Below are 20,717 nucleotides of genomic sequence, written 5' to 3'. Positions count from 1 at the left end.
CCTTTCTTGCTACTTGCCCTGCTCTCTTACCAGTGCCTACGCTTTGTATTGTCTAGTGAAGCGTTCCGCCAATTCCTCGATTTGCTGTTCTCTTTTCTTATGGGACCAATTGATGATGGCGGTCGATTTGACCACTGCCCCTTTTGTTTCAAGCGATGTCGTCATTTTGGACATGGCCCTATTGCCGCCCATCCATTTATAGCGGAATTGCTGCGTCAAAAAACAAGATACCGACGCTTGGCCGAGATCCGGAAGTTGTTCCGCATACTTTATAAACCCAGGACATAGCGTAAAGCCCTGTACCCATGCGCCAAAAATCAAAGCATCATATCCTTTGGTTTCCGGCAATGAATCCAATTGTACATCTGTAGGGTTTTTCGCTTCTTCTTTCTCTAGATTTTGCATCCTCATTAAACGAACTTCATGCCCATCACTTTGTAATTTTTCACGAAGCCGTTCCCCGACAAGCAAGGTATGCCCGGTCTGGGAATGCACGATAATACCGATTTTCATACCGTTCCCTCCTTCGTTGAAACATCCGCAATCCCATGGCCGCACTCCATCAATGATGATTGATTACTTCCCTGCCCCGCAGAATATTCCTTCCTGCTAAAGTACAAATTTTCATTTTGATCCCCTATTGCATAAAAAAACCCCCAATGCTGTTCAAAGAACAGTCATCAGGGGTGGGGTTTTACATTTAATTCCATTAACTAATAAAGAATTAGCTTCTCGTCAGCCACGCGACACATTCAACGTGCGTCGTCTGCGGGAACATATCGACCGGCTGGACTTCCTGCGTCCGGTAGCCGCCGTCTTCCAAAATTCGCAGGTCGCGTGCCAGCGTCGCCGGGTTGCAGGAAACGTAAACGATGCGCTCTGGCTGTTGTTCGAGCATCGTTTGAAGGAGTGCTTCATCGCAGCCTTTGCGCGGCGGGTCGACGACAAGCACATCGGCTTCTTTGCCATCTTTATACCAGCGCGGAATGACTTCTTCGGCGGGTCCTGCTTCAAATAAGGTATTCGTAAAACCATTCAAATCGGCATTGCGTTTGGCATCTTCAATCGCCTGCGGGACGATCTCGACACCCATGACGAATTTCGCGCGCTGTGCAAGGAATAGCGAAATCGTGCCGATGCCGCAATACGCATCGATCACCGTTTCCGTTCCTGTCAGCCCCGCGTAATCTAGCGCCTGCCCGTACAGCACTTCCGTCTGTTCCGGGTTGACCTGATAGAACGAACGCGCAGAGATCTCGAAGCGCACATCGCCGATCCGGTCTTCGATGATGTCCTTGCCCCATAGATTGATCGTTTCATTCCCGAAAATGACATTGGTCTTTTCTGGGTTAACGTTCTGCATGATCGACGTCACGTCCGGCAAAGCCGCACGGATCGCTTCCACGGCGCGCTCTGCTTGAGGGAATTTCTGCTTCTTCGTCACCAACACGACCATCAATTCGCCCGTTACGCGCCCTTTGCGCAGGACGACGTGGCGCAGCATGCCGCGGTGTGTCTTCTCTTCATACGGCTCGATGCCCATATCTACCAAATTGCGCTTGAGCGACGCCATCAAAATATCCGCTTCCGGCGTCTGGATCAAGCAGATATCGGTATCCGCAATACGGTGCGAGCGCGGCTGGTAAAAACCAGCCACCACTCGGCCGTCATCAAGGCCAAACGGGATTTGCGATTTGTTGCGGTAGCGCCACGGATTGTCCATGCCTTTGACCGGATGGACCGGCACGTCCGGCAATTTGCCGAGTCGCGCCATCGCATCGCGCACGACTTTCTCTTTGTATTTCAATTGCCCTTCGTAGGACAGGTGTTGCAATTGGCAGCCGCCGCAAATCTCAAACACCGGGCACGGCGCATCGATGCGGTCTGCGGATTTCTCTTCGATCGAGATGAGTTTCGCAAACCCGTAGGATTTCAATGTTTTCAATACATGCACCGTTACGGTCTCACCGGGCAATGCATCTTTGATGAACAGCGGATAGCCGTCCACTTTGGCAACGCCGGCACCATCATGCGTCAAGTCTTCGACGTAGACGGACAAGCGGTCATTTTTCGTTACTGGTTTCATTACGTTCACTCCATTTCACATTGACTTATTGTAACATATCTACTTTTTAAGCAGTAAAAAACTGCGGCGGGAAATTCCCGCCACAGTTTTATTTTTTGTCTTTCGTTACCGGGCCATCTTTCAGTGATATCCAGAACCCGACGGCAATCGCCAGGATGATCACCAGAAACGGCGCATAGAAAATGAAGAAATCATTCATCTTTCACAGCCTCCTTAGGCATGATAATCCGATTTCCCTTTGACGTAATCTTTGTCGAATAGGAACAGGCGGAATAAGAGATAAAGCGATGGCAGCAATAGCCCGAGCCCTGCGATAAAGGCGATGATCAAGGCGATCGCCATCGATTCATTCGTGAAGCTATCGTAAATCGTCAGGTGCGGATACAACAGATAAGGGTAATGAGACGCCCCGTAGGCAAAAAACGCGGTAAAGAATTGGCCGACGAGCAAGATGAACGCCAAGCCGTAATTGCGTTTCTTCCAGATCAAGAACACGGTACCGAGGAACAACAGGAACGACAGCGCGAACATCCACCACAAATCGAGCAAGCTCGCATAATGTTCCGGGTTGTGCCCGCGAAGCTCGAAAATGATGCCGGTCGCCGTGACAATTGTCGGGCCTGCCCAAACCAATGCGTATTTGCGGACGAGCTGAGTCGCTTTCTCGTCTCCAGCTTTCCACGCATACCAAGTCAAGAACACGGCAGAAATATACAATACTGCGGCAATGCTCAAGACGACGATGCTCCACATCAAGGGGCTTGTAAACAGCGCCCAGTAATCAAGCGACGGCTGCCCGCCCTCCAGGCGCATAAAGCCGCCTTCTGAAATGGCCAGCACCGGCGACAGTGCCGCCGGAAGCATTAGGCCGGATAAGCCGTACATATAGATATAACCGCGGTGGTTGATCTTCGCACCGTATGTGGCGAACGCGTAATAGGAACCACGCACTGCCAGCAAGATAAGCGCAATGCTTGCCGGCACAAGAAGCGTCGTGCCGTAATAGAACGCCGTCTGCGGGAAAAACCCGATGATGCCGACGAAGAAGAACACGAAAAAGACGTTCGTGACTTCCCATACCGGCGACAGATAACGCTGGATGATGCCTGTCAAAATATGCTGCTTGTCGGAAAAAGCACTGTAGGCGTTAAAGAATCCAGCGCCGAAATCAATCGACGCCACGATGACGTAGAGGAATAAAAACAGCCAAAGAACGGAAATCCCGATAATTTCGAGTGTCATTATTCTTCACCGCCTTTTACGGATTCACGCTGTGCCAATTCCTTCTCGACCGGGTTGCGTTTGTACATGCGTGACAAGACGACAACTGTGCCGATTCCGAGAATGACATAGAGACCGGCGAACATGACGATCATCAAATCGACTTGCCCGCTTGTCGTTGCCCCTTCACTGGTCTTCATATAGCCGCGCAAGATCCACGGCTGCCTGCCGACTTCCGTGAACCACCAGCCGGCCTGTATCGCGAGCATCGCGAGTGGCCCGCTCAGTACAGTCAGCCAGCGGAACCATTTCCTTGTGACAATGGACCAGCCGCGCCACGCTCCGACGACGTAAACGAAGGAGAAGAACGCGAGCCACATGCCGAGGGTGACCATCGTATCGAAGAGGTAATGGATCCACAGCGGCGGAATTTCATCTTCCCGGAAATCATTCAAGCCGATGACTTCACCGCTTGGTACACCGTGCGCCAAAATGCTGAGCGCGTATGGAATGCGGATTGCGTATTTCGGCTCTTCGCCGTCCAACACACCGAACAACACCAGTTCAGCTTCCGATCCCGTTTCAAAATGCCATTCGGCAGCCGCCAGTTTCTCTGGCTGGTATTCGGCCAAGTATTTCCCTGAAAAGTCGCCGATGATAGCGGTGGCAACCGAAAAGACTAGCGCGAGCTTCATGGTCAGGAACAATGCTTTCTTATGGTAAATATGATTCGATCCGCGCAGCAAACGGAAGGCAGCGATCGATGCCAACACGAAGGCGCTCGTCATGAACGCTGTCGACAGGACGTGTGCGACTTTCGTCGGCACGGCCGGGCTGAACATCGCGAGCAATGGGCTCACATTGACCAACTCGCCGTTCAACACATCAAAACCTTGCGGCGCATTCATAAACGAATTGACGATGGTGATAAATACAGAGGAAGCAGCTGCTCCGAGTGCGACCGGAACCAGCAATAGGAAATGTTTGCGCTGGTCTTCAAAACGGTCCCACGTATATAAATAAATTCCGAGGAAAATCGCTTCAAAGAAAAAGGCGAAAACTTCCATAAACAGCGGAAGCGCAATGACATTCCCTGCCATCTGCATAAAGTTTGGCCACAACAAGGATAATTGCAGCCCGATTGCGGTACCGGTCACGACACCGACCGCTACCGTGATGACGAACCCTCTCGCCCAGCGGCGTGCCAGGAGAATATAATGCTCGTCATTTTTTCTGATCCCGACCCATTGGGCAATCATGATCATGAGTGGGACCCCCACACCGATCGTCGCGTAGATGATGTGGAATGATAGGGTCATCAAGGTCAGTATCCGGCTTTGTAAAGCCACATCTTCAAATCCCAAAATTCTCGTCCCCTTTACATGGGCCAAAGCACAGCCCGTTATATGTTTTATTGTACCTTAAAGGCCCTCCCATAGACTTCTGTGAGGCATCCGATTCCGCCCGATGTTTGAATAAGCTGTGACAAAATGAAAACATCCCCATTGAAATTTTGCTGAATTTTTAGTATTCTATAATGAACAAAAGAAAAGGATGATTCATATGGAAACAAGCAGAAAGGTATTTGCCTATATTACCAGAGGCGAAGAACACAACCGAGAATTGCTCTTATTTGAGTACAAAGGCGAACCCGAAGTCGGCTTACAAGTGCCAGGCGGAACGATTGGGGAAGGCGAATTATTGATCGATGCCCTATACCGCGAAGTGAAAGAAGAAACCGGCTTGCCGCGCGATGTGCTGGAATTCGTCGGGAAAATCCACAAATACAATTACTACCCGGCGCATAAAGACAAAGCGTACGAGCGCAACATCTTCCATTTTGAATACACTGGCGAAAAAATCGACGAGTTCGAACATACCATCAAAAGCGAAGGGCGCGACAATGGCCTTATCGTTCAGTATCGCTGGGAGCCGATTGAAGGCTTGCCGAAGCTTGCGGCGGACCAGGACGAAGCAATCGAATTGCTGGAATACTGATCTATTCAAAAAAGCGATCCACTCATCCCCATTCGGATTGAGCGGATCGCTTTTTTATTTGCGGTCTTTTTCTTTGATATACTCCAGCGGCACGAACATTTCAATATGACGCTCCAGGTTTTCGAAGGTAGCCGGCAAAATACCGCCGAACTCGCCGTCGAGGTTCAGCAAGACGCGTTCATTGGACGTCACGGAAATCTTGCTCGCTTTCACATACAACACATGCGGGTCGGATAAATGCTCCCCGCGAAGCGCAAGTGATGCCACACGGATAAATTCCGCCATGTTCAATTCCTTCAGGATGAGCAAGGTGAATTTGCCGTCGTTGATGCTGGCATCCGGCGCCAGTTTTTCAAAGCCGCCGACGGAATTGGTCAAGCCGATCAAAAACATCATCGCTTTGTCGTCGAACACTTGACCATCGTATTCAATGCGGACACGAGATGAGCGAATCGAGGGAATCATCTCGATGCCTTTCAAATAATACGCCAATTGGCCAAGCACCGTCTTGAGCTTGCTCGGAACTTCATACGTCAATTCCGTCAAGCGCCCGCCTCCTGCAATATTGACGAAATAGCGGTCATCGTTCATAACCCCGATATCGACAGGGATCGACTCGCCTTTGATGATGATATCGACAGCGCGGTTAATATCGCGTGGAATGCGCACAGCCCGTGCAAAATCATTGGTCGTGCCCATCGGAATCAAGCCCACTTTCGGGCGTACCGGGTATTTGGCGATTCCGGAAACGACTTCATTGAGTGTCCCGTCCCCACCGACTGCCACCACCAAATCAAATTTGCGCTCGACCGCATATTCCGCCGCTTTTACTGCGTCCCCTTCACAGGTGGTCGCATGGCAGGACGTTTCGTATCCTGCAATTTCCATTTTTTCCAATACTTCCGGGAGGTGGCGGCGGAACAGTTCCCTGCCGGATGTCGGGTTATAAATTATGCGTGCTCGTTTCATCGGATTCAGCCTTTCTGGACCATTCTATAGAAACAGGACATGACAGGGCTGCAGAAAGTTCCCGCGGACGGGCATTCTGCAGCCGGCTGTCTGTATAGTGTTAAGCCAAGCTTTTTTGCAAGCTCTTGCGAATGTCTTCATACGTCTCTTGCCAAAGCTCCGGGTCGGATGTGAAACGATCCGAAATCTCCCCGATTACCGTTTTCCAGTGCAGCTCGTATTGAGGATCTTCTTTTTCCGGCAGTCTTGCTTTCTTTTCATCGACCATCTGCTGGACTTTTGGTGACCGTGGCCCCCACGACCCTTTCACTTCTCCGCTTTCGGACAGAAAAATGTATTTCGGGATCGACTTGCCGCCATTCGTTAAATAACGGTCCATGAGTTCCGGATTGTCGTCGCGGTAAACACAGCGGACTTCGAGATCCGCCGCTTCCGCCAATTTCCGGAGAATCGGGTTGACCATCATCGCATCACCACACCAATCTTCGGTAATCGCCAAGATGTTCAATTGCTGCTGTTTCAGCATATCGATAAATTCCGGATCGTCCGGCAACTCGAATTTCTCATAGATCGTGTAGGTTTTTTCCTGATTGGATTCCATCTGCGCCATATATTTCTCCAGTGAGATGGCATGCTCAAAATATTCCAGTTCCGTCATCATTCTATCACGTCTCCTTACAAAACAGTTTACCTGTTCTTTTCCCTTTGCGGCAAACTTTTAAGCAAAAAGCTGTGAATTGTTCCAATTAACTCTACATTTCGCAGTCGGTTTCTGTTTTATAATGCAGAATGCGGAGCAGTAAGTTAGACGTGAGCGCGAGATGGATAATTCATTATACATTTTATCACGAGATAGCTGCCTCCCGCTTTGGACTCGCCCGTGTGCGCGGTTCGGCTTTTAGATTTCATTGGGTGTTATGTGCCAAGAAGCGTCACTTTTGATTGTCTTCGTCCGCTGGTATCGTCGCTTGGCTGGAATTGATAGTAAGATGAAATATCCATTGATTATTTCATCATGAAGCAATCGCCTCCCGCTTTGGGCTGGCCTTTCGCAATGAGCCGAGAAAGACGCTCGTCTCATTGCTTCGGCTCGCCCGTGTGCGTGGTTCGGCTTTTGGATTTCATTGGATGTTGCATGCGAGGACGCGTCTTTTTTTATTATATTCGTCCGCTGGTGAAGACGCCTAGCTAGACTCAATATTAATATTAAGGATGATTCATCTTTTCCGCGCATTTATCGAACAAATCAAAACTGTTCACATAATTTCAATGCAGAAAACATTTGAATTTCTATTCTATACCTAGAGATGGAGCGGAAAGGGGCGAATGGATGGCGAGGAGGAGCCGAGTCCATTCATTTGCGACGCATCTGCGTAGCAGATGTGGGAGCAACGCTTTTTATCTGATGTTCGAACGCAGTGACATTAGCCACCTTGGCTCAACACCCGCCCTGTACCCGGGCAGCTGAAAACGCGACTTCCTGTCGCATCAGCTGCATGACCTGCATCCTGCAGACCTCAAGCGTGCCCCTTGCAGCGGAATCTCAAGGAAAGAACATTTCGACTACCAGATTTAACTTTTGGATCGCATTCACTAAAATAAACCACAAAAAAAAGGATGGCTGAGTGAGCCATCCTTTTTCTGATTAACGTTTCGCGATTTCCTCGAGGAGGATTTTGTTCAAGAGCGACGGGTTAGCCTGCCCTTTTGTCGCTTTCATGATTTGCCCGACGAGGAAACCGATTGCACGGTCTTTCCCGTTCTTGTAATCTTCGATCGATTGGGGGTTGGCGTCCAAAGTATTGGTGACGTACTCAAGCAATACGTTTTCGTCCGAGATCTGCACCAAGCCTTGCGCTTTGACGATCTTGTTCGGGTCGCCGCCTTTTTCGATCAATTCCTTGAAGACTTTCTTGGCGATTTTCGAAGAAATCGTGCCTTCGCCGATCAATTTGATCATGCCGGCAAGTCCTTCCGGCGTCAGTTCCGTCTCCTCAAGCTCTTTATTCTGAGCATTGAGGTAAGCGGACACTTCGCCCATGAGCCAGTTTGATGCCAGTTTCGCATCAGCGCCGGCTTTAACGGTCGCTTCGAAGAAATCGGAAATTGGTTTCTGCAAAGTCAACACCATCGCGTCATATGACGACAAGCCAAGTTCTGATACGTAGCGGGCTTTACGGGCATCCGGAAGTTCCGGAATTTCTGCACGCACGCGCTCGAGCCATGCGTCGTCGATGACGATATCAACCAGGTCCGGTTCCGGGAAGTAACGGTAATCATCCGAGCCTTCTTTGATGCGCATCAGCAAAGTTTTGCCAGTTGATTCATCGTAGCGGCGTGTTTCCTGCTCGATGATGCCGCCTGCAAGCAATACTTGCTCTTGGCGGATCTGTTCGTGCTCCAAGCCTTTTTTAACGAAGTTGAACGAGTTCAAGTTCTTCAGCTCAGTTTTCGTGCCGAATTCATCGCGGCCGTATGGGCGCAAGGAGATATTGGCGTCGCAGCGAAGCGAGCCTTCTTCCATGCGCACATCGGAAACGCCTGTGTATTGGATAATCGATTTGATTTTTTCCAAATACGCATACGCTTCTTCCGGCGTGCGGATATCCGGTTCCGAGACGATTTCGATCAATGGCGTGCCTTGACGGTTAAAGTCGACAAGAGAATGGCCATTTCCGGTATGCGTCAGCTTTCCTGCGTCTTCTTCCATATGGAGACGCGTGATGCCGATGCGTTTTTTCTCGCCGTTCACTTCGATTTCAAGCCAGCCATGTTCACCGATCGGCTGATCAAACTGGGAAATCTGGTAGGCTTTCGGGTTATCCGGATAAAAATAGTTTTTACGGTCGAATTTGGTGTGGCGCGTAATCTCACAGTTTAACGCAAGTGCCGCTTTCATCGCCCAATCGACTGCCGTTTTATTGACGACCGGCAAGACTCCAGGGTAGCCAAGGTCGATCACGTTTGTGTTGGTATTCGGTTCAGCACCGAAATGAGCTGGGGAAGGCGAGAACATTTTGGATTCCGTCTTCAGTTCGACGTGGACTTCAAGCCCGATGATCGTTTCGAAATTCATTGTGCTGCTCCCTCCCATGTTTGCGGTATTTCTTTATGGAACTCGGTCGCCTGCTCAAAAGCATCCGCGACGCGGTAGACGGTTTCTTCATCGAAATAATTGCCGATGATCTGCAATCCGAGCGGCAATCCGTTTTCGAAGCCGCATGGGACTGAAATGGCTGGAACGCCTGCCAAGTTGACAGGAATCGTCAAGATATCGTTCGCATACATTGTCAAAGGATCATCGATGATTTCGCCGATCTTGAATGCCGGTGTCGGCGTTGTCGGCCCGACGATGACATCGAAGTTTTCGAACGCTTTATCGAAATCCTGCTTGATCAAAGTACGCACTTTTTGCGCTTTTTTGTAGTAAGCGTCGTAATAGCCCGAGCTGAGTGCGTACGTTCCGAGCATGATGCGGCGCTTCACTTCGTCGCCGAAGCCTTCAGAGCGTGTGTTCATGTAGAACTCAAGCAAGCTTCCGGCTTTTTCCGTGCGGTAGCCGTAACGGATGCCGTCGAAACGGGACAAGTTGGAAGATGCTTCAGATGAAGCCAAGATGTAATACGTAGAAAGCGCGTATTTGGAATGCGGCAAGGAAATCTCTTCCCATGTTGCGCCTTTTTCTTCCAATACTTTCAGTGCATCTTTTACAGCTTGTTTCGATGCTTCGCTGACGCCTTCTGCGAAATATTCTTTCGGCACACCGATGCGAAGGCCTTCGATGTCGCCAGTGAGTGCTGCTGTGAAGTCAGGCACTTCAACATTTGCGGATGTCGAGTCTTTTTCATCGTGCCCGGAAATGGCATTCAAAAGAAGGGCGTTGTCTTTAACCGTGCGCGTGATCGGGCCGATTTGGTCGAACGATGACGCATAAGCGATCAACCCAAAACGGGATACACGGCCGTATGTCGGCTTCATGCCGACAACACCACAAAAAGCAGCTGGCTGACGGATGGATCCGCCTGTATCGGAACCGAGTGTGAACGGAACTTCACCTGCTGCTACAGCCGCAGCTGAACCGCCCGACGAACCGCCTGGAACAGTTTCTAAGTTCCACGGGTTTTTCGTGTTTTTATAGTAAGAGTTTTCATTGGAAGAACCCATTGCGAATTCATCCATATTCAATTTACCGACGATGACCATGCCGGCTTCGCGCAATTTATCCACAACCGTTGCGTTGTAGATTGGGTTGAAGCCTTTCAGGATCAAGCTCGATGCTGTCGTCTCGAGTCCTTCCGTGACGATATTATCCTTTACGCCGATCGGCAAGCCGTAAAGCGGGCCACGTTCCCCTGTATCCGTTTGATCCATTTCAGCTGCTTGCTTTGTCGCCTGCTCTTCATTCAAAGCCAAAAAGGCATCAACTTTCGGGTCTAATTCCTTGATGCGCTTGAATGTCGCTTCCGTCAACTCCGCAATCGTCAATTCTTTGCTATGTAGTAATTCCTGCAATTCGCTTGCAGTTTTATCAGCTAACTTCATCTTTTTCCCTCCTCACAATCAGTCCAGAATCGTTGGCACACGCACTTGTCCGCCTTCATGTTCTTTTACGTTTTTCATTACCAATTCACGCGGCAAGCCTTCGATCGACTTGTCTTCGCGCATCACATTGACCAGCGGCAATACATGCGTCGTCGGTTCTACATTTTCCGTATCCAATTCATTCAGCAATTCCATCGCATTGGTGATCGCTTCCAATTGATCCGCAAAATGCACAGCTTCCTCATCGGTAATTGCCAAACGCGCCAAGTGGGCCACTTCGATTACTTCTTCTTTTGTCATTTTCGCCATTTTCTACACCTCCGGATTCAATAAACATACGGTCTATCATACCATTTTTCTAAAAAAATGAATAGAGACAGCCAGCTGGCTGCCCCTTTAAATTACAGACTTACTCGTAAATATGGACAACCGGTTCCGTTTCCCCGGCTTTCCGTAAAATGAGTGCTTCCGCGCCGTTGGTCGACGTGACGTTCACTTCAATTTGGATGTCGTCTGGGAAATGATCCAAGATCAGGCCGGTGACGTATTGCGTAAAGCCGATCACTTCAGCCGAGCCATAAAACTGGATCGGGATTTCGATTTTCATCTCCTGCAATTGGCCGCTTTGATAGAAGCCTTTGCCGATGACGCTCGTGAAATTCGAGAAATACAATTCGACGTCTTGCTTGAAGTTGCGGAACGCCGTATCGATATCCCGGTATTGCTCGTCCGTCCCAGAAGTCGGGAATACGACATACTCTTCGTCGACATCATTCCAGTTCGCCACTTCGGTCTCGCCTTTCGGGGCAGCGCCGTAAGAGAAGTATGTGCCGGGTGTCATCGCGTTGCGGCTGTTTTGTGCGAATAAAGCGACGAGGATCGGCACATCCGCCATTCCTTCTTTCTCCCTTAAGCGCTTGACGATTTCATCAGCCATCCGTTTGCCTTCTTCAGCAATCTGATCTTGAGGAATCGATTCTTCGTAGGGGATGTCGTCCGTCGAACTATAATAAACCGTATTCATGGCAAGTCCGATGGAAACCCCGCCAAGACGAATTTTGTCTTCCTCGGTTTTGACGAGGTAATTTTGCTCAAGGATATGCGCCAGCAATTCCGGTTGCGGGCGTTCGCCGCCGTCGGTCTCCGCTTGGCTGCGGCCATCCTCCGGGTTTAGCCCTTGCGGATTATCTTTGCTTTCGCGTTGGAGCCACAGCGAAGCTTCTTCATCGGTGATTTTTTGGCCTTCCTGGAAATAATAATCATCCGGTGAGAACTGCTGCTGCGATAGGCGCAATAATCCGTGCTCCGCTTCCTTGATATCGTAGCGAGAATTCAGCCGGCTGACGATTTTTCCGCGGGTGGCGCTTTGCTTATACGGCAACAGCGTCCGGTAATATTGATCATCGAGCTGCATGCTCGGGATGATCGCCGTTTCCGCCTCTTCTTCTTCTGTGTTGATCACTTCCGCCTCGTCATTTCCGGAAGGGACACATCCCGAAAGCAGCAAGATGCTGATCGGGATCCACCAAATGCGTTTCATATGCTAATCTCCTTATTCGTTCAATTCCATAAGCAGGCGTTCTTCGTTCCACACTTCTACGCCGAGATCCTGCGCTTTGTCGAGTTTGGACCCGGCTTCTTCGCCGGCAATCAGCAAATCGGTTTTCTTGCTGACGCTGCCGGTCAATTTGCCGCCGAGTGCCTCGATCCGTTCGCCGGCTTCCTGGCGGGTCATGTTTTCCAACTTACCGGTCAGCACGATTTTCTTGCCGGCAAACGCATTGGCGCCTTCTTCTACGCGGACGATTGTGCCCGTGTAGGATAAATTGACGCCTCGCTCGCGTAAACGTTCCACAAGTGCTGCAACTTCTTCCTTTTCGAAATAGGTGACGACTGCATCGGCCATCTTATCGCCGATTTCATGGATGGCAATCAATTCTTCCAAGTTTGCCTGCATCAATTGATCCATCGAGCCGAAATGCTCCGACAAGATGCGCGCCCCGCGTTCACCGACGTGGCGAATGCCAAGGCCGAACAACAAGCGTTCCATCGAATTGCTCTTGGAAGCTGCTATCGCCTCGATCAAGTTGGTGGCGGATTTATCGCCCATGCGCTCGAGTTCCAACAATTGCTCTTTCGTCAAAGCATAGAGATCCGAAATATCGTGGATGAGCCCTTCGCGATATAATTGCTCGATCACTTTCTCACCGAGCCCGTCAATATTCATGGCATTGCGCGAAACGAAATGTATCATGCCTTCGACGATTTGCGCCGGGCATTTCGGGTTGACGCAGCGCAGCGCCACTTCCCCTTCAATGCGGACCAATTCGCTTGCGCATGCGGGGCATTCGGTCGGCATTTCAAACGGCAGTTCGTCGCCGGAGCGCATTTCAATCAGCGCCTTGACGACTTCCGGAATGATATCGCCCGCTTTTCGGATGATCACTTTATCATTGATGCGGATATCGCGCTCCCGGATCAAGTCTTCATTATGGAGAGACGCACGCTGCACCGTGGTGCCGGCAACAGCGACAGGCTCAAGAATAGCTGTCGGGGTGACGACGCCGGTCCGGCCTATGCTCAGCTCGATATCACGTACGGTCGTCATCACTTCTTCTGCCGGGAATTTATAGGCGGTCGCCCATTTCGGGCTTTTTGCCGTGAACCCGAGGTCTTGCTGGTGCAAAAAGCGATTGACTTTAATGACGATGCCATCAATTTCATAGCTCAACTGGTTGCGCCCATCTGTCCATTGCTCAATGTATGCCAGCACTTCTTCCACCGAGCGACAAACTTTCCGCTCGCCGTTCGTTTTAAAGCCGAGATCCGTCAAATATTGAAGGGACTCGTTATGGTTGTTCAAGCCGTAAGTTTCCCCGTCTCCGCCAATGCCGTAGATGAAGACATCCAAATTGCGCTTAGCGGCAATTTTTGAATCCAATTGGCGCAAAGAACCGGCTGCAGCATTGCGCGGATTGGCGAATAATTCTTCGCCCCGCTCCTCGCGGTCTTCATTAAGTGCATGGAACGATTTTTTCGGCATGAACACTTCGCCGCGCACTTCGATCGATACCGGCTCTTTTAATTTAAGCGGAATCGAGCGGACTGTGCGGAGGTTGACCGTAATGTCTTCTCCGACACGGCCGTCGCCGCGCGTCAAACCGCGCACGAATTTGCCGTTTTCGTAATGAAGCGAAACGGCCAGGCCGTCAATTTTCAGTTCGCACACATATTCGACCGAGTCCCCGGCACCGCCGCGCACACGTTTATCGAAATCACGCAAATCTTCTTCGTTAAAGACGTTCGACAAACTGAGCATCGGCCGCTCGTGGCGGACTTTCTCGAAATTCGACAAGGGTGTCCCCCCGACCCGTTGCGTTGGGGAGTCCGGGAAAATCAAATCGGGATATAGGTTCTCCAGCTCGATCAATTCGTTGAGCAATTGATCGTACACGGCATCCGGCACGCTTGGCTTATCGAGCACATAATAGGCATGCCCGTAGTTCCGGAGCAATTCATTCAATTCGGTTACACGTTCTTCAGCTTTGATGCGGTCCATTCGGGTTCCTCCAGATCATTCTTTTTCGATCGGCGCAAATTTTGCGAGCAGCCGCTTGATGCCTGTCGGGCTTGGGAAGGCGATATCGAGTTCTGTTTGTTCGCCGTCGCCTTTGACATTAACGACAGTGCCTGTGCCCCATTTTTTATGCTTCGCGCGGTCGCCTGTTTTCCAGCCCAGCCGATCGCCGCCGGATGCTTGGTAGGAAGGCTTTATAACCGCTTTACGTTTCGGTGCCTGTTTATAACTCGTCGCTGCGCCTGCACGGTGATTGGCAAACGTCTGCTCGATGAGATCTTCCGAAATTTCAGAGATGAAGCGCGATGGCAGATTGAAATTGCTCTTGCCGAAAATCGTCCGTGACGAGGCATGCGTCAAATACAGCCGTTTCTCGGCACGCGTGATGCCAACATAAGCAAGCCGGCGTTCTTCTTCCAATTCTTCCTCGTCGTTGTTCGAACGCGAGTGCGGGAAGACATTTTCCTCCAAACCAGCGATAAACACGACCGGGAATTCCAAACCTTTCGCAGCGTGCATCGTCATGAGGATGATCGGGCCGTCGCCTTGTTCTTCTTCCTCGTCCAGTGAATCGATGTCCGCAATCAAAGCCAAATCGGTCAGGAACGCTACCAATGACTTGTCATCGCTTTGTTTTTCGAACGCTTGCGTCACGGTCAGAAATTCATCCAAGTTCTCCAGGCGGCTTTCGCCTTCGATCGTCTTGTCGTTTTGAAGCATCTGGCGGTAACCGGATTTCTTCAGCACTTCTTCCACCAATTCCGTCACCGACAGAAATTCCTGCATTTCGGTGAATCCGGCGATCATCGCACGGAATTCAAGCGCGGTCTGTGCGGTTTTCGCCGTCAAGCCCATGAAATCCGCTTCCTGCAAGGAATCCATGATGGTGCGGTCCTGCTCGATGGCAAAGCGCGCCATTTTCTCGAATGACGTCGCACCGATCCCTCGCTTCGGTTCATTGATGATGCGCGCGAGCGACAGGTCATCTTCGTTATTGGCAATCAAGCGCAAATACGCGAGCAAGTCCTTGATTTCCTTGCGGTCATAGAACTTCGTGCCGCCGACGATTGTATAGCTCATATTCGATTTGACGAACATTTCCTCTAAAATACGCGATTGGGCATTGGTCCGGTAAAGAATGGCGAAGTCAGAGGTTTTGTATCCTTCTTCCTGCATGAGGTTTTGGATGGTCTGGACGATGTACTGGGCTTCCTGGCGCTCATCACCCGCTTTATGGAGCGTGATCGCCGGTCCTTCGTCGTTGTCGGTGCGCAATTCTTTCGGGTAGCGGCTCGTGTTTTTCTGGATGACGTCATTTGCTGCCTGCAAAATGCGTTTGGTCGAACGGTAATTCTGTTCGAGCATGATTACTTTGGCGTCCGGATAATCCTTTTCGAATGACAGAATATTGGTGATATCCGCACCGCGCCAACGGTAAATCGACTGATCGGAATCGCCGACAACACAAATATTCTTGAATTTCTTCGCCATTAATTGCACCAGTTGGTACTGGGCGTTGTTCGTATCTTGGTATTCATCGACATGGATATAGTGGAATTTATCCTGATAATATTCCAGCACATCCGGTACCGTTTCAAAGAGCCTCAATGTCATCATGATCAAATCGTCGAAATCGAGCGACTGGTTTTTCTGGAGACGCTTCTGGTAGCCTGTGAACACTTCCGCGACCGTTTTTTCATACGGGTTGAATTGATTGGCGTTTGCCGCAAAGGTTTCCGCATCGATACATTCGTTTTTCGACGATGAAATGGCATTCAGCATCGTCCGCGGTTCGTATTTTTTGGGGTCTAAATTTTGCTGCTTCAAGACATTTTTGATGACCGTCAATTGGTCAGTCGTATCCAAGATCGAGAAGCTTTTCGAAAAGCCGAGCCGGTCGATATTGCGGCGCAGGATGCGCACGCACATCGAGTGGAATGTCGATACCCACATGCGGTCGCCTGTTCCGTGGCCGAGCAGCCCATCGATTCGGTTGCGCATTTCGCGCGCCGCTTTATTGGTGAACGTAATTGCTAGGATATTGGACGGGTAGACTTGTTTTTCCAGCACCAAGTACGCGATGCGATGTGTCAGCACGCGTGTTTTCCCGGATCCCGCACCGGCCATTATCAATAGCGGGCCTTCTGTTGTTTTGACTGCTTCTTCCTGCTCGGGGTTCATCCCCCGCAGCAGGTTTTTTGTGATTAATTCCATTGTGCACCACCTCGAACATTTGTTCCTATTATTATAACGATTGCTCAGCCGTTTCCGCAACTGCCTTGACGGTCGCAAGCGCTTTGTTTAGATCTTCGTATAAGATATTGCCAACAACGACCGTATCGCTCAGCTTAGCCATTTCCTTGGCGCGCTCCGCCGAATCGATGCCGCCGCCGTAAAACAGCCGTGTATCAGACAGCACTGATGCGGTTTTTCGGACAAGTTCCGGATCACCGTACATGCCGCTGTATTCCAGATAAAAGATGGGGAGCCGGAAAAAATGCTCCGCCATGCGCGCATATCCGAGCACATCCTCTTCGGTCAAGGATGCATCTGCTCCGGTCAAGCTTGCCGCTTTGCATTCCGGATTCAAAATGCAATAGCCTTCCGGCACGATCTCTGTCCAATCCATGATCTCTCCGTATTCGCGGATCGCCTCGTGGTGAAGCCCTTTGATCCATTTCGGGTCGCTGCTATTGAGCACTGTCGGGATGAAGTAATAATCGAAGCCCGGCGTCACCGATTCGACCGTCGACACTTCAAGCGCCACCGGCACCGAATAGCGGCGCACGCGGGTCATCAATTCTAAGACATTGTCGAGTGTGACATCATCACTTCCGCCAATCAAGATGGCATCAGTCCCGGATTCGCAAATTCGTTCCAAATGTCCATCTGAAATCTGTTTTGCAGGGTCTAATTTAAAGACATGCCGCCATGTTTGAAAGTCCACAGGTATTCTCCTAACTGTACTTTGGTTTTCATCTTTCCATTATAACAAAAGATCAGCCAACACTCCGTTCCCATCCATCCACAAATGAAGGATTTGGCGCATAAAAAAAGACCAGCACCGTTCGCTGGTCAATCTTTTGGAAGTTCGATTTGTTTTTCGTCCGGATACAGCACATCAAGCATTTCCTCGTATGCGTCATTGCCGTAATTCAAGCAGCGGCGCACGCGGGAAATGGTCGCTGTGCTTGCTCCCGTTTCGTTCTTGATTTTTTCGTAAGTCTTTTTCAAGCGCAGCATATGCGCCACTTCAAAGCGCTGCGATAACGATTGGATTTCACTGATCGTGCACAAATCATCAAAAAATCGATAGGCTTGTTCTTTGTTTTCCAATGCCAGCACCGCTTCGATCAATTGATCGGTCTGCGGTCCTCTAATCTTATCAACTTGCATGCACATTCAACGTCCTTTCATTGCTCTTCGATTGATCCCGCTTCTACGGGCTATACTGAACCGCCTGGCCAATTCCCGGTGAGTCTGGAATTATGTGGACCCAGGTTTTTCCTTGCGTCAATTCGGCTGTCCCATTTTCGTCGACTGGCACAAGCATGCCATTTTCTGCGCGCCACGTGATTTCCTGCACTATTCCTTCACGGAACAATAACGCCTGCCCACCGGAAGTCAAGTCGATTTCCTGGCGGCCTTTGGCATCGATCGTGTCATGCGCTGTTTCAATGACCAGCACATTGGCGATTTCAATCGGCTGTGAAGTTTCCTTATCTGCAGTCGCGGTTCCTCCCGATGACCGGGCGTAAAGCTGCGACTCCGCATCGTAAGCATAGTTGCTCGCAAAAAGCGGATCTCCGCCATAAGTTACTTCTATAGAAGCAGCTTGTTCCCCTAGTTTATCATTACTGCCCGGTGCAGAGAAAGCATAAGGTGCTTTCATGCTGTAATTGGATGAAGCGTCTGTCATCTCCATCGCAAGTTCGACGTTTTCATAAGTGATATAGGAATTGTGCGGCGCCACACGGTCCAATGAACGCTTGAACAAAGTCCCGTCATACTGCATGCCGTTGATATGGTCGACCACTCCCGAATCAAGCAATTGTTTCGCTTCCGGGCTATAGCCATGGGCAACAAAAAACGCATCATATGCATCGGCCAGTTCGACAAAATAATCGCGCGCACTGCGCACGGGCCCGATGTTCACCGGAAACTGGCTTTGATACAAGGCCAAAAACCGCGTGATATTGTATTCCGCAATTAACTCGAATACCATATCAGCTTCCACCAGGCCCGTTTGCGGACGCGCGGCCGGATGATTATTGATGACCGCCATCACCGCCCGGCTGTCATACGGTCCGTTTCCCTGCATGCCCGTGAACGGGGCTGTGGTGAGCACTTCCCCCGGCACCTCAGGCTTCTCCGGCGCTTGTGGTGTTGCGGGCATTTCCGGCTCTCCCGCTTGTTCTCTTCCGACCAGCCAAACAACCAAGACAGCTGCAACGATCAGCAAAGCAAGCAAGATCAGCCATTTTTTCATCCCTGGCCCCTCATGAATGCCGGAAATAGAATCGTTTTGTTCATGACGTCATAAATCCCTTTTTGGGTAATGCGGACATACGGCAAATGTGTCGCCATCAAGAACAATAAAGTATAGACAGCGTCGCCATGTTCATAGCCGCGCTCTTTCAATGCGCTCTTCAACGCAGTTTCCTGCTCCATCAACGGCTCCATCGGCAAATCAGACATGATGCCCCCGATAGGAAGCGGCAATTCGCAAACTATCTCGCCATCTTCAATCAAGACGATGCCGCCCTTGAGGCGCTTCACTCGTTCAAACGCTTGCCACATATCCTGACGGCTTTTGCCGATCAACACGATATCTCCTGTGTTTGTGTAAGATGAAGCAAATCCGTCGACTTCTGTCGCGAATCCTTTGATCAATGTATTGACCCGCCATTTGCCGTTGCGGTCGATCAGCATCAGGAAGCTTTCGCCATGTTCTTTCGACAAGCGTTCGACGTTCGTGTCGACACTTACGGAATACGGTTTGGTGATGACGTCATTGACCATGTCTACGCCAAATGGCATTGAAAACTGGAAATCATCATCGGTCAATTCGAAATCGAGATTCAATTCCGGCAGCACCGACCAATCCACATCGTCGAGCGAACGCACTTTTTGGCCGTCGCGCTTGAGCCAGCCCCCTTTGGAAATCACGCCGCTCGGCACAGGGTTATCGATCGAATCGAGGATGTTCAAGTTCGCATAGCGCCCGGTCGCGATCAAACCGTGCAAGCTCGTCAAGTTGTAATAGCGTGCCACGTTATAAGAAGCCATCATATAGGCATCGATCGCTGGAACCCCGGCGTCAAGCGCGATTTGGATGCACAAATCCATCACGCCGTCTTTATGGAACACCGGTGTCGAGCCGTCTGTCGTCATCATCAATTTATCGAACACATTTAATTCCCGCTCGACAATCCCTGACAATAGTTGCGGTAAATCCGGGCGTATCGATGAATGGCGCAATGTCACGCCGTAGCCGTGCAATAGGCGCATTTCCACTTCATCGACAGTCATCGCTTCATGGTCCCCGTCAGCGCCCAGCAGCTTCATGCGCGCCAAAGTCTTCTCGGAAGCTCCCGGGAAATGCCCTTCAATTTTTTTCAAGCTGATTTTCGCTTTTTGAATCCAATAAAGCATCTGGTCGTCGCCAGCCAATAGCTTCGGCCAACCCGTCAATTCACCGCCAAGGATGACGTCCGGGCGCTCCAGCCACTCGCCGACCGCTTTCGAGGTGAATTTTTGATCTTCCCCGACAAGTTCGGTCTGCGAATCGAATCGCGTCCACCAATAAAACGTAAATGGCAGCTCCGCCATGCGGTCAAGCAATGTAAACGCTTTCTCGTTTTCTAATGATAAAAATAATGGCAAGTTGTCTGAGATGAACCCGGTCGTTCCGCCTTGTGCAGCATAATCAGCGAATTGCTGCGGGTTGTAAAGTTGATACGGATGGACATGCGGCTCGATATAGCCAGGCACGATCCACTTGTCGCTGACATCCACAACTTCTGTCGAATCATCGATTTTCGGCATGTCTTGCCCTGCATAAATGATGCGGTCTCCATTGATCCATATATTTCCGGTCATCCATTTTTTAAATATCCCGTGCAGATATGTGGCATTCGTCAGCACAAGATCCGGGGACAATTCTTTCGACACAATCTTCAATTGTTTCCGTATTTCTGTATTTCTCCATAAAGGGTTTACCATCCGAAGGCACCTGCTCTCTCTTCAATATCCATACATCGTATACTAGCATAATTATGCATTTTTTTACAGAGAATGACGTGAAAATGCTCCTCTCTTATG

18 protein-coding genes are annotated in these 20,717 nt (G+C 50.2%); 1 reads left to right on the top strand and 17 read right to left on the bottom strand.

The genetic code is table 11. The annotated features are described in order from the left end of the window. Positions 1-36: 36 nt before the first annotated feature. The 5 genes from AUC31_RS03270 to AUC31_RS03255 all read right to left on the bottom strand — a co-directional run bounded on the left by AUC31_RS03270 (position 37) and on the right by AUC31_RS03255 (position 4,671). Complete coding sequence (locus tag AUC31_RS03270) at positions 37-513, bottom strand: flavodoxin family protein (RefSeq protein WP_058381386.1); 477 nt, start codon at positions 511-513, stop codon at positions 37-39. 211 nt (positions 514-724) lie between these two features. Next, the gene (gene rlmD / locus AUC31_RS03265; protein WP_058381387.1) at positions 725-2,086 is read right to left on the bottom strand and encodes a 23S rRNA (uracil(1939)-C(5))-methyltransferase RlmD; all 1,362 of its coding nucleotides are present in this window, start codon (positions 2,084-2,086) and stop codon (positions 725-727) included. A gap of 88 nt (positions 2,087-2,174) precedes the next feature. Further along, positions 2,175-2,285 (bottom strand): cytochrome bd oxidase small subunit CydS family protein, encoded by a 111-nt coding sequence (gene cydS / locus AUC31_RS18010; protein ID WP_374703198.1) that lies wholly within the window; start codon positions 2,283-2,285, stop codon positions 2,175-2,177. Between the two features lie 14 nt (positions 2,286-2,299). Continuing rightward, on the bottom strand, positions 2,300-3,328 hold the full coding sequence (locus AUC31_RS03260; RefSeq protein WP_058381388.1) for a cytochrome d ubiquinol oxidase subunit II: 1,029 nt from the start codon (positions 3,326-3,328) through the stop codon (positions 2,300-2,302). After that, a complete protein-coding gene (locus AUC31_RS03255) occupies positions 3,328-4,671 on the bottom strand; it encodes a cytochrome ubiquinol oxidase subunit I (protein ID WP_058381389.1) in 1,344 nt (447 codons plus the stop codon). The genes AUC31_RS03260 and AUC31_RS03255 overlap by 1 nt, the downstream gene beginning before the upstream one ends. A gap of 199 nt (positions 4,672-4,870) precedes the next feature. On the opposite strand from AUC31_RS03255, the gene AUC31_RS03250 reads away from it, so the two are divergent. Further along, complete coding sequence (locus AUC31_RS03250) at positions 4,871-5,305, top strand: NUDIX hydrolase (RefSeq protein ID WP_058381390.1); 435 nt, start codon at positions 4,871-4,873, stop codon at positions 5,303-5,305. A 54-nt stretch (positions 5,306-5,359) separates the two neighbouring features. Here the strand turns inward: AUC31_RS03250 and AUC31_RS03245 are convergent, their stop codons facing one another. The 12 genes from AUC31_RS03245 to AUC31_RS03190 all read right to left on the bottom strand — a co-directional run bounded on the left by AUC31_RS03245 (position 5,360) and on the right by AUC31_RS03190 (position 20,618). Beyond that, positions 5,360-6,274, bottom strand: coding sequence for a diacylglycerol kinase (locus tag AUC31_RS03245; protein WP_058381391.1), 915 nt, complete (start codon positions 6,272-6,274; stop codon positions 5,360-5,362). Positions 6,275-6,374: 100 nt separating this feature from the next. Continuing rightward, entirely contained in the window at positions 6,375-6,935 is a 561-nt protein-coding gene (locus tag AUC31_RS03240) for a thioredoxin family protein (protein WP_058381392.1), read from the bottom strand. Between the two features lie 984 nt (positions 6,936-7,919). Continuing rightward, complete coding sequence (gatB, locus tag AUC31_RS03235; RefSeq protein ID WP_058381393.1) at positions 7,920-9,350, bottom strand: Asp-tRNA(Asn)/Glu-tRNA(Gln) amidotransferase subunit GatB; 1,431 nt, start codon at positions 9,348-9,350, stop codon at positions 7,920-7,922. Continuing rightward, complete coding sequence (gene gatA, locus AUC31_RS03230) at positions 9,347-10,816, bottom strand: Asp-tRNA(Asn)/Glu-tRNA(Gln) amidotransferase subunit GatA (protein ID WP_058381394.1); 1,470 nt, start codon at positions 10,814-10,816, stop codon at positions 9,347-9,349. The genes gatB and gatA overlap by 4 nt, the downstream gene beginning before the upstream one ends. Before the next feature lie 18 nt (positions 10,817-10,834). Further along, positions 10,835-11,125 carry an Asp-tRNA(Asn)/Glu-tRNA(Gln) amidotransferase subunit GatC gene (gatC, locus tag AUC31_RS03225; RefSeq protein ID WP_058381395.1) on the bottom strand — a complete coding sequence of 97 codons (291 nt, stop codon included), beginning with the start codon at positions 11,123-11,125 and terminating at the stop codon, positions 10,835-10,837. A gap of 100 nt (positions 11,126-11,225) precedes the next feature. After that, positions 11,226-12,356, bottom strand: a complete 1,131-nt coding sequence (locus AUC31_RS03220; RefSeq protein WP_058381396.1) for a CamS family sex pheromone protein — start codon at positions 12,354-12,356, stop codon at positions 11,226-11,228. Between the two features lie 12 nt (positions 12,357-12,368). After that, positions 12,369-14,375, bottom strand: a complete 2,007-nt coding sequence (ligA, locus tag AUC31_RS03215; RefSeq protein ID WP_058381397.1) for an NAD-dependent DNA ligase LigA — start codon at positions 14,373-14,375, stop codon at positions 12,369-12,371. 15 nt (positions 14,376-14,390) lie between these two features. Continuing rightward, entirely contained in the window at positions 14,391-16,607 is a 2,217-nt protein-coding gene (pcrA, locus tag AUC31_RS03210) for a DNA helicase PcrA (RefSeq protein WP_058381398.1), read from the bottom strand. 31 nt (positions 16,608-16,638) lie between these two features. After that, the gene (pcrB, locus tag AUC31_RS03205; protein ID WP_058381399.1) at positions 16,639-17,340 is read right to left on the bottom strand and encodes a heptaprenylglyceryl phosphate synthase; all 702 of its coding nucleotides are present in this window, start codon (positions 17,338-17,340) and stop codon (positions 16,639-16,641) included. Positions 17,341-17,468: 128 nt separating this feature from the next. After that, complete coding sequence (locus AUC31_RS03200) at positions 17,469-17,789, bottom strand: YerC/YecD family TrpR-related protein (protein ID WP_058381400.1); 321 nt, start codon at positions 17,787-17,789, stop codon at positions 17,469-17,471. A 43-nt stretch (positions 17,790-17,832) separates the two neighbouring features. Beyond that, positions 17,833-18,882 (bottom strand): DUF3048 domain-containing protein, encoded by a 1,050-nt coding sequence (locus AUC31_RS03195; RefSeq protein WP_058381401.1) that lies wholly within the window; start codon positions 18,880-18,882, stop codon positions 17,833-17,835. Beyond that, on the bottom strand, positions 18,879-20,618 hold the full coding sequence (locus tag AUC31_RS03190; RefSeq protein WP_058381402.1) for an adenine deaminase C-terminal domain-containing protein: 1,740 nt from the start codon (positions 20,616-20,618) through the stop codon (positions 18,879-18,881). Before AUC31_RS03190 ends, AUC31_RS03195 begins: the two co-directional genes overlap by 4 nt. Between the last annotated feature and the right edge of the window lie 99 nt (positions 20,619-20,717).

The sequence above is a fragment of the Planococcus rifietoensis genome, assembly GCF_001465795.2.
GTDB classification, from domain to species: domain Bacteria; phylum Bacillota; class Bacilli; order Bacillales_A; family Planococcaceae; genus Planococcus; species Planococcus rifietoensis.
Note: the sequence above shows the minus strand (reverse complement) of the source record. Positions and strands in the feature narration are given on the sequence as shown.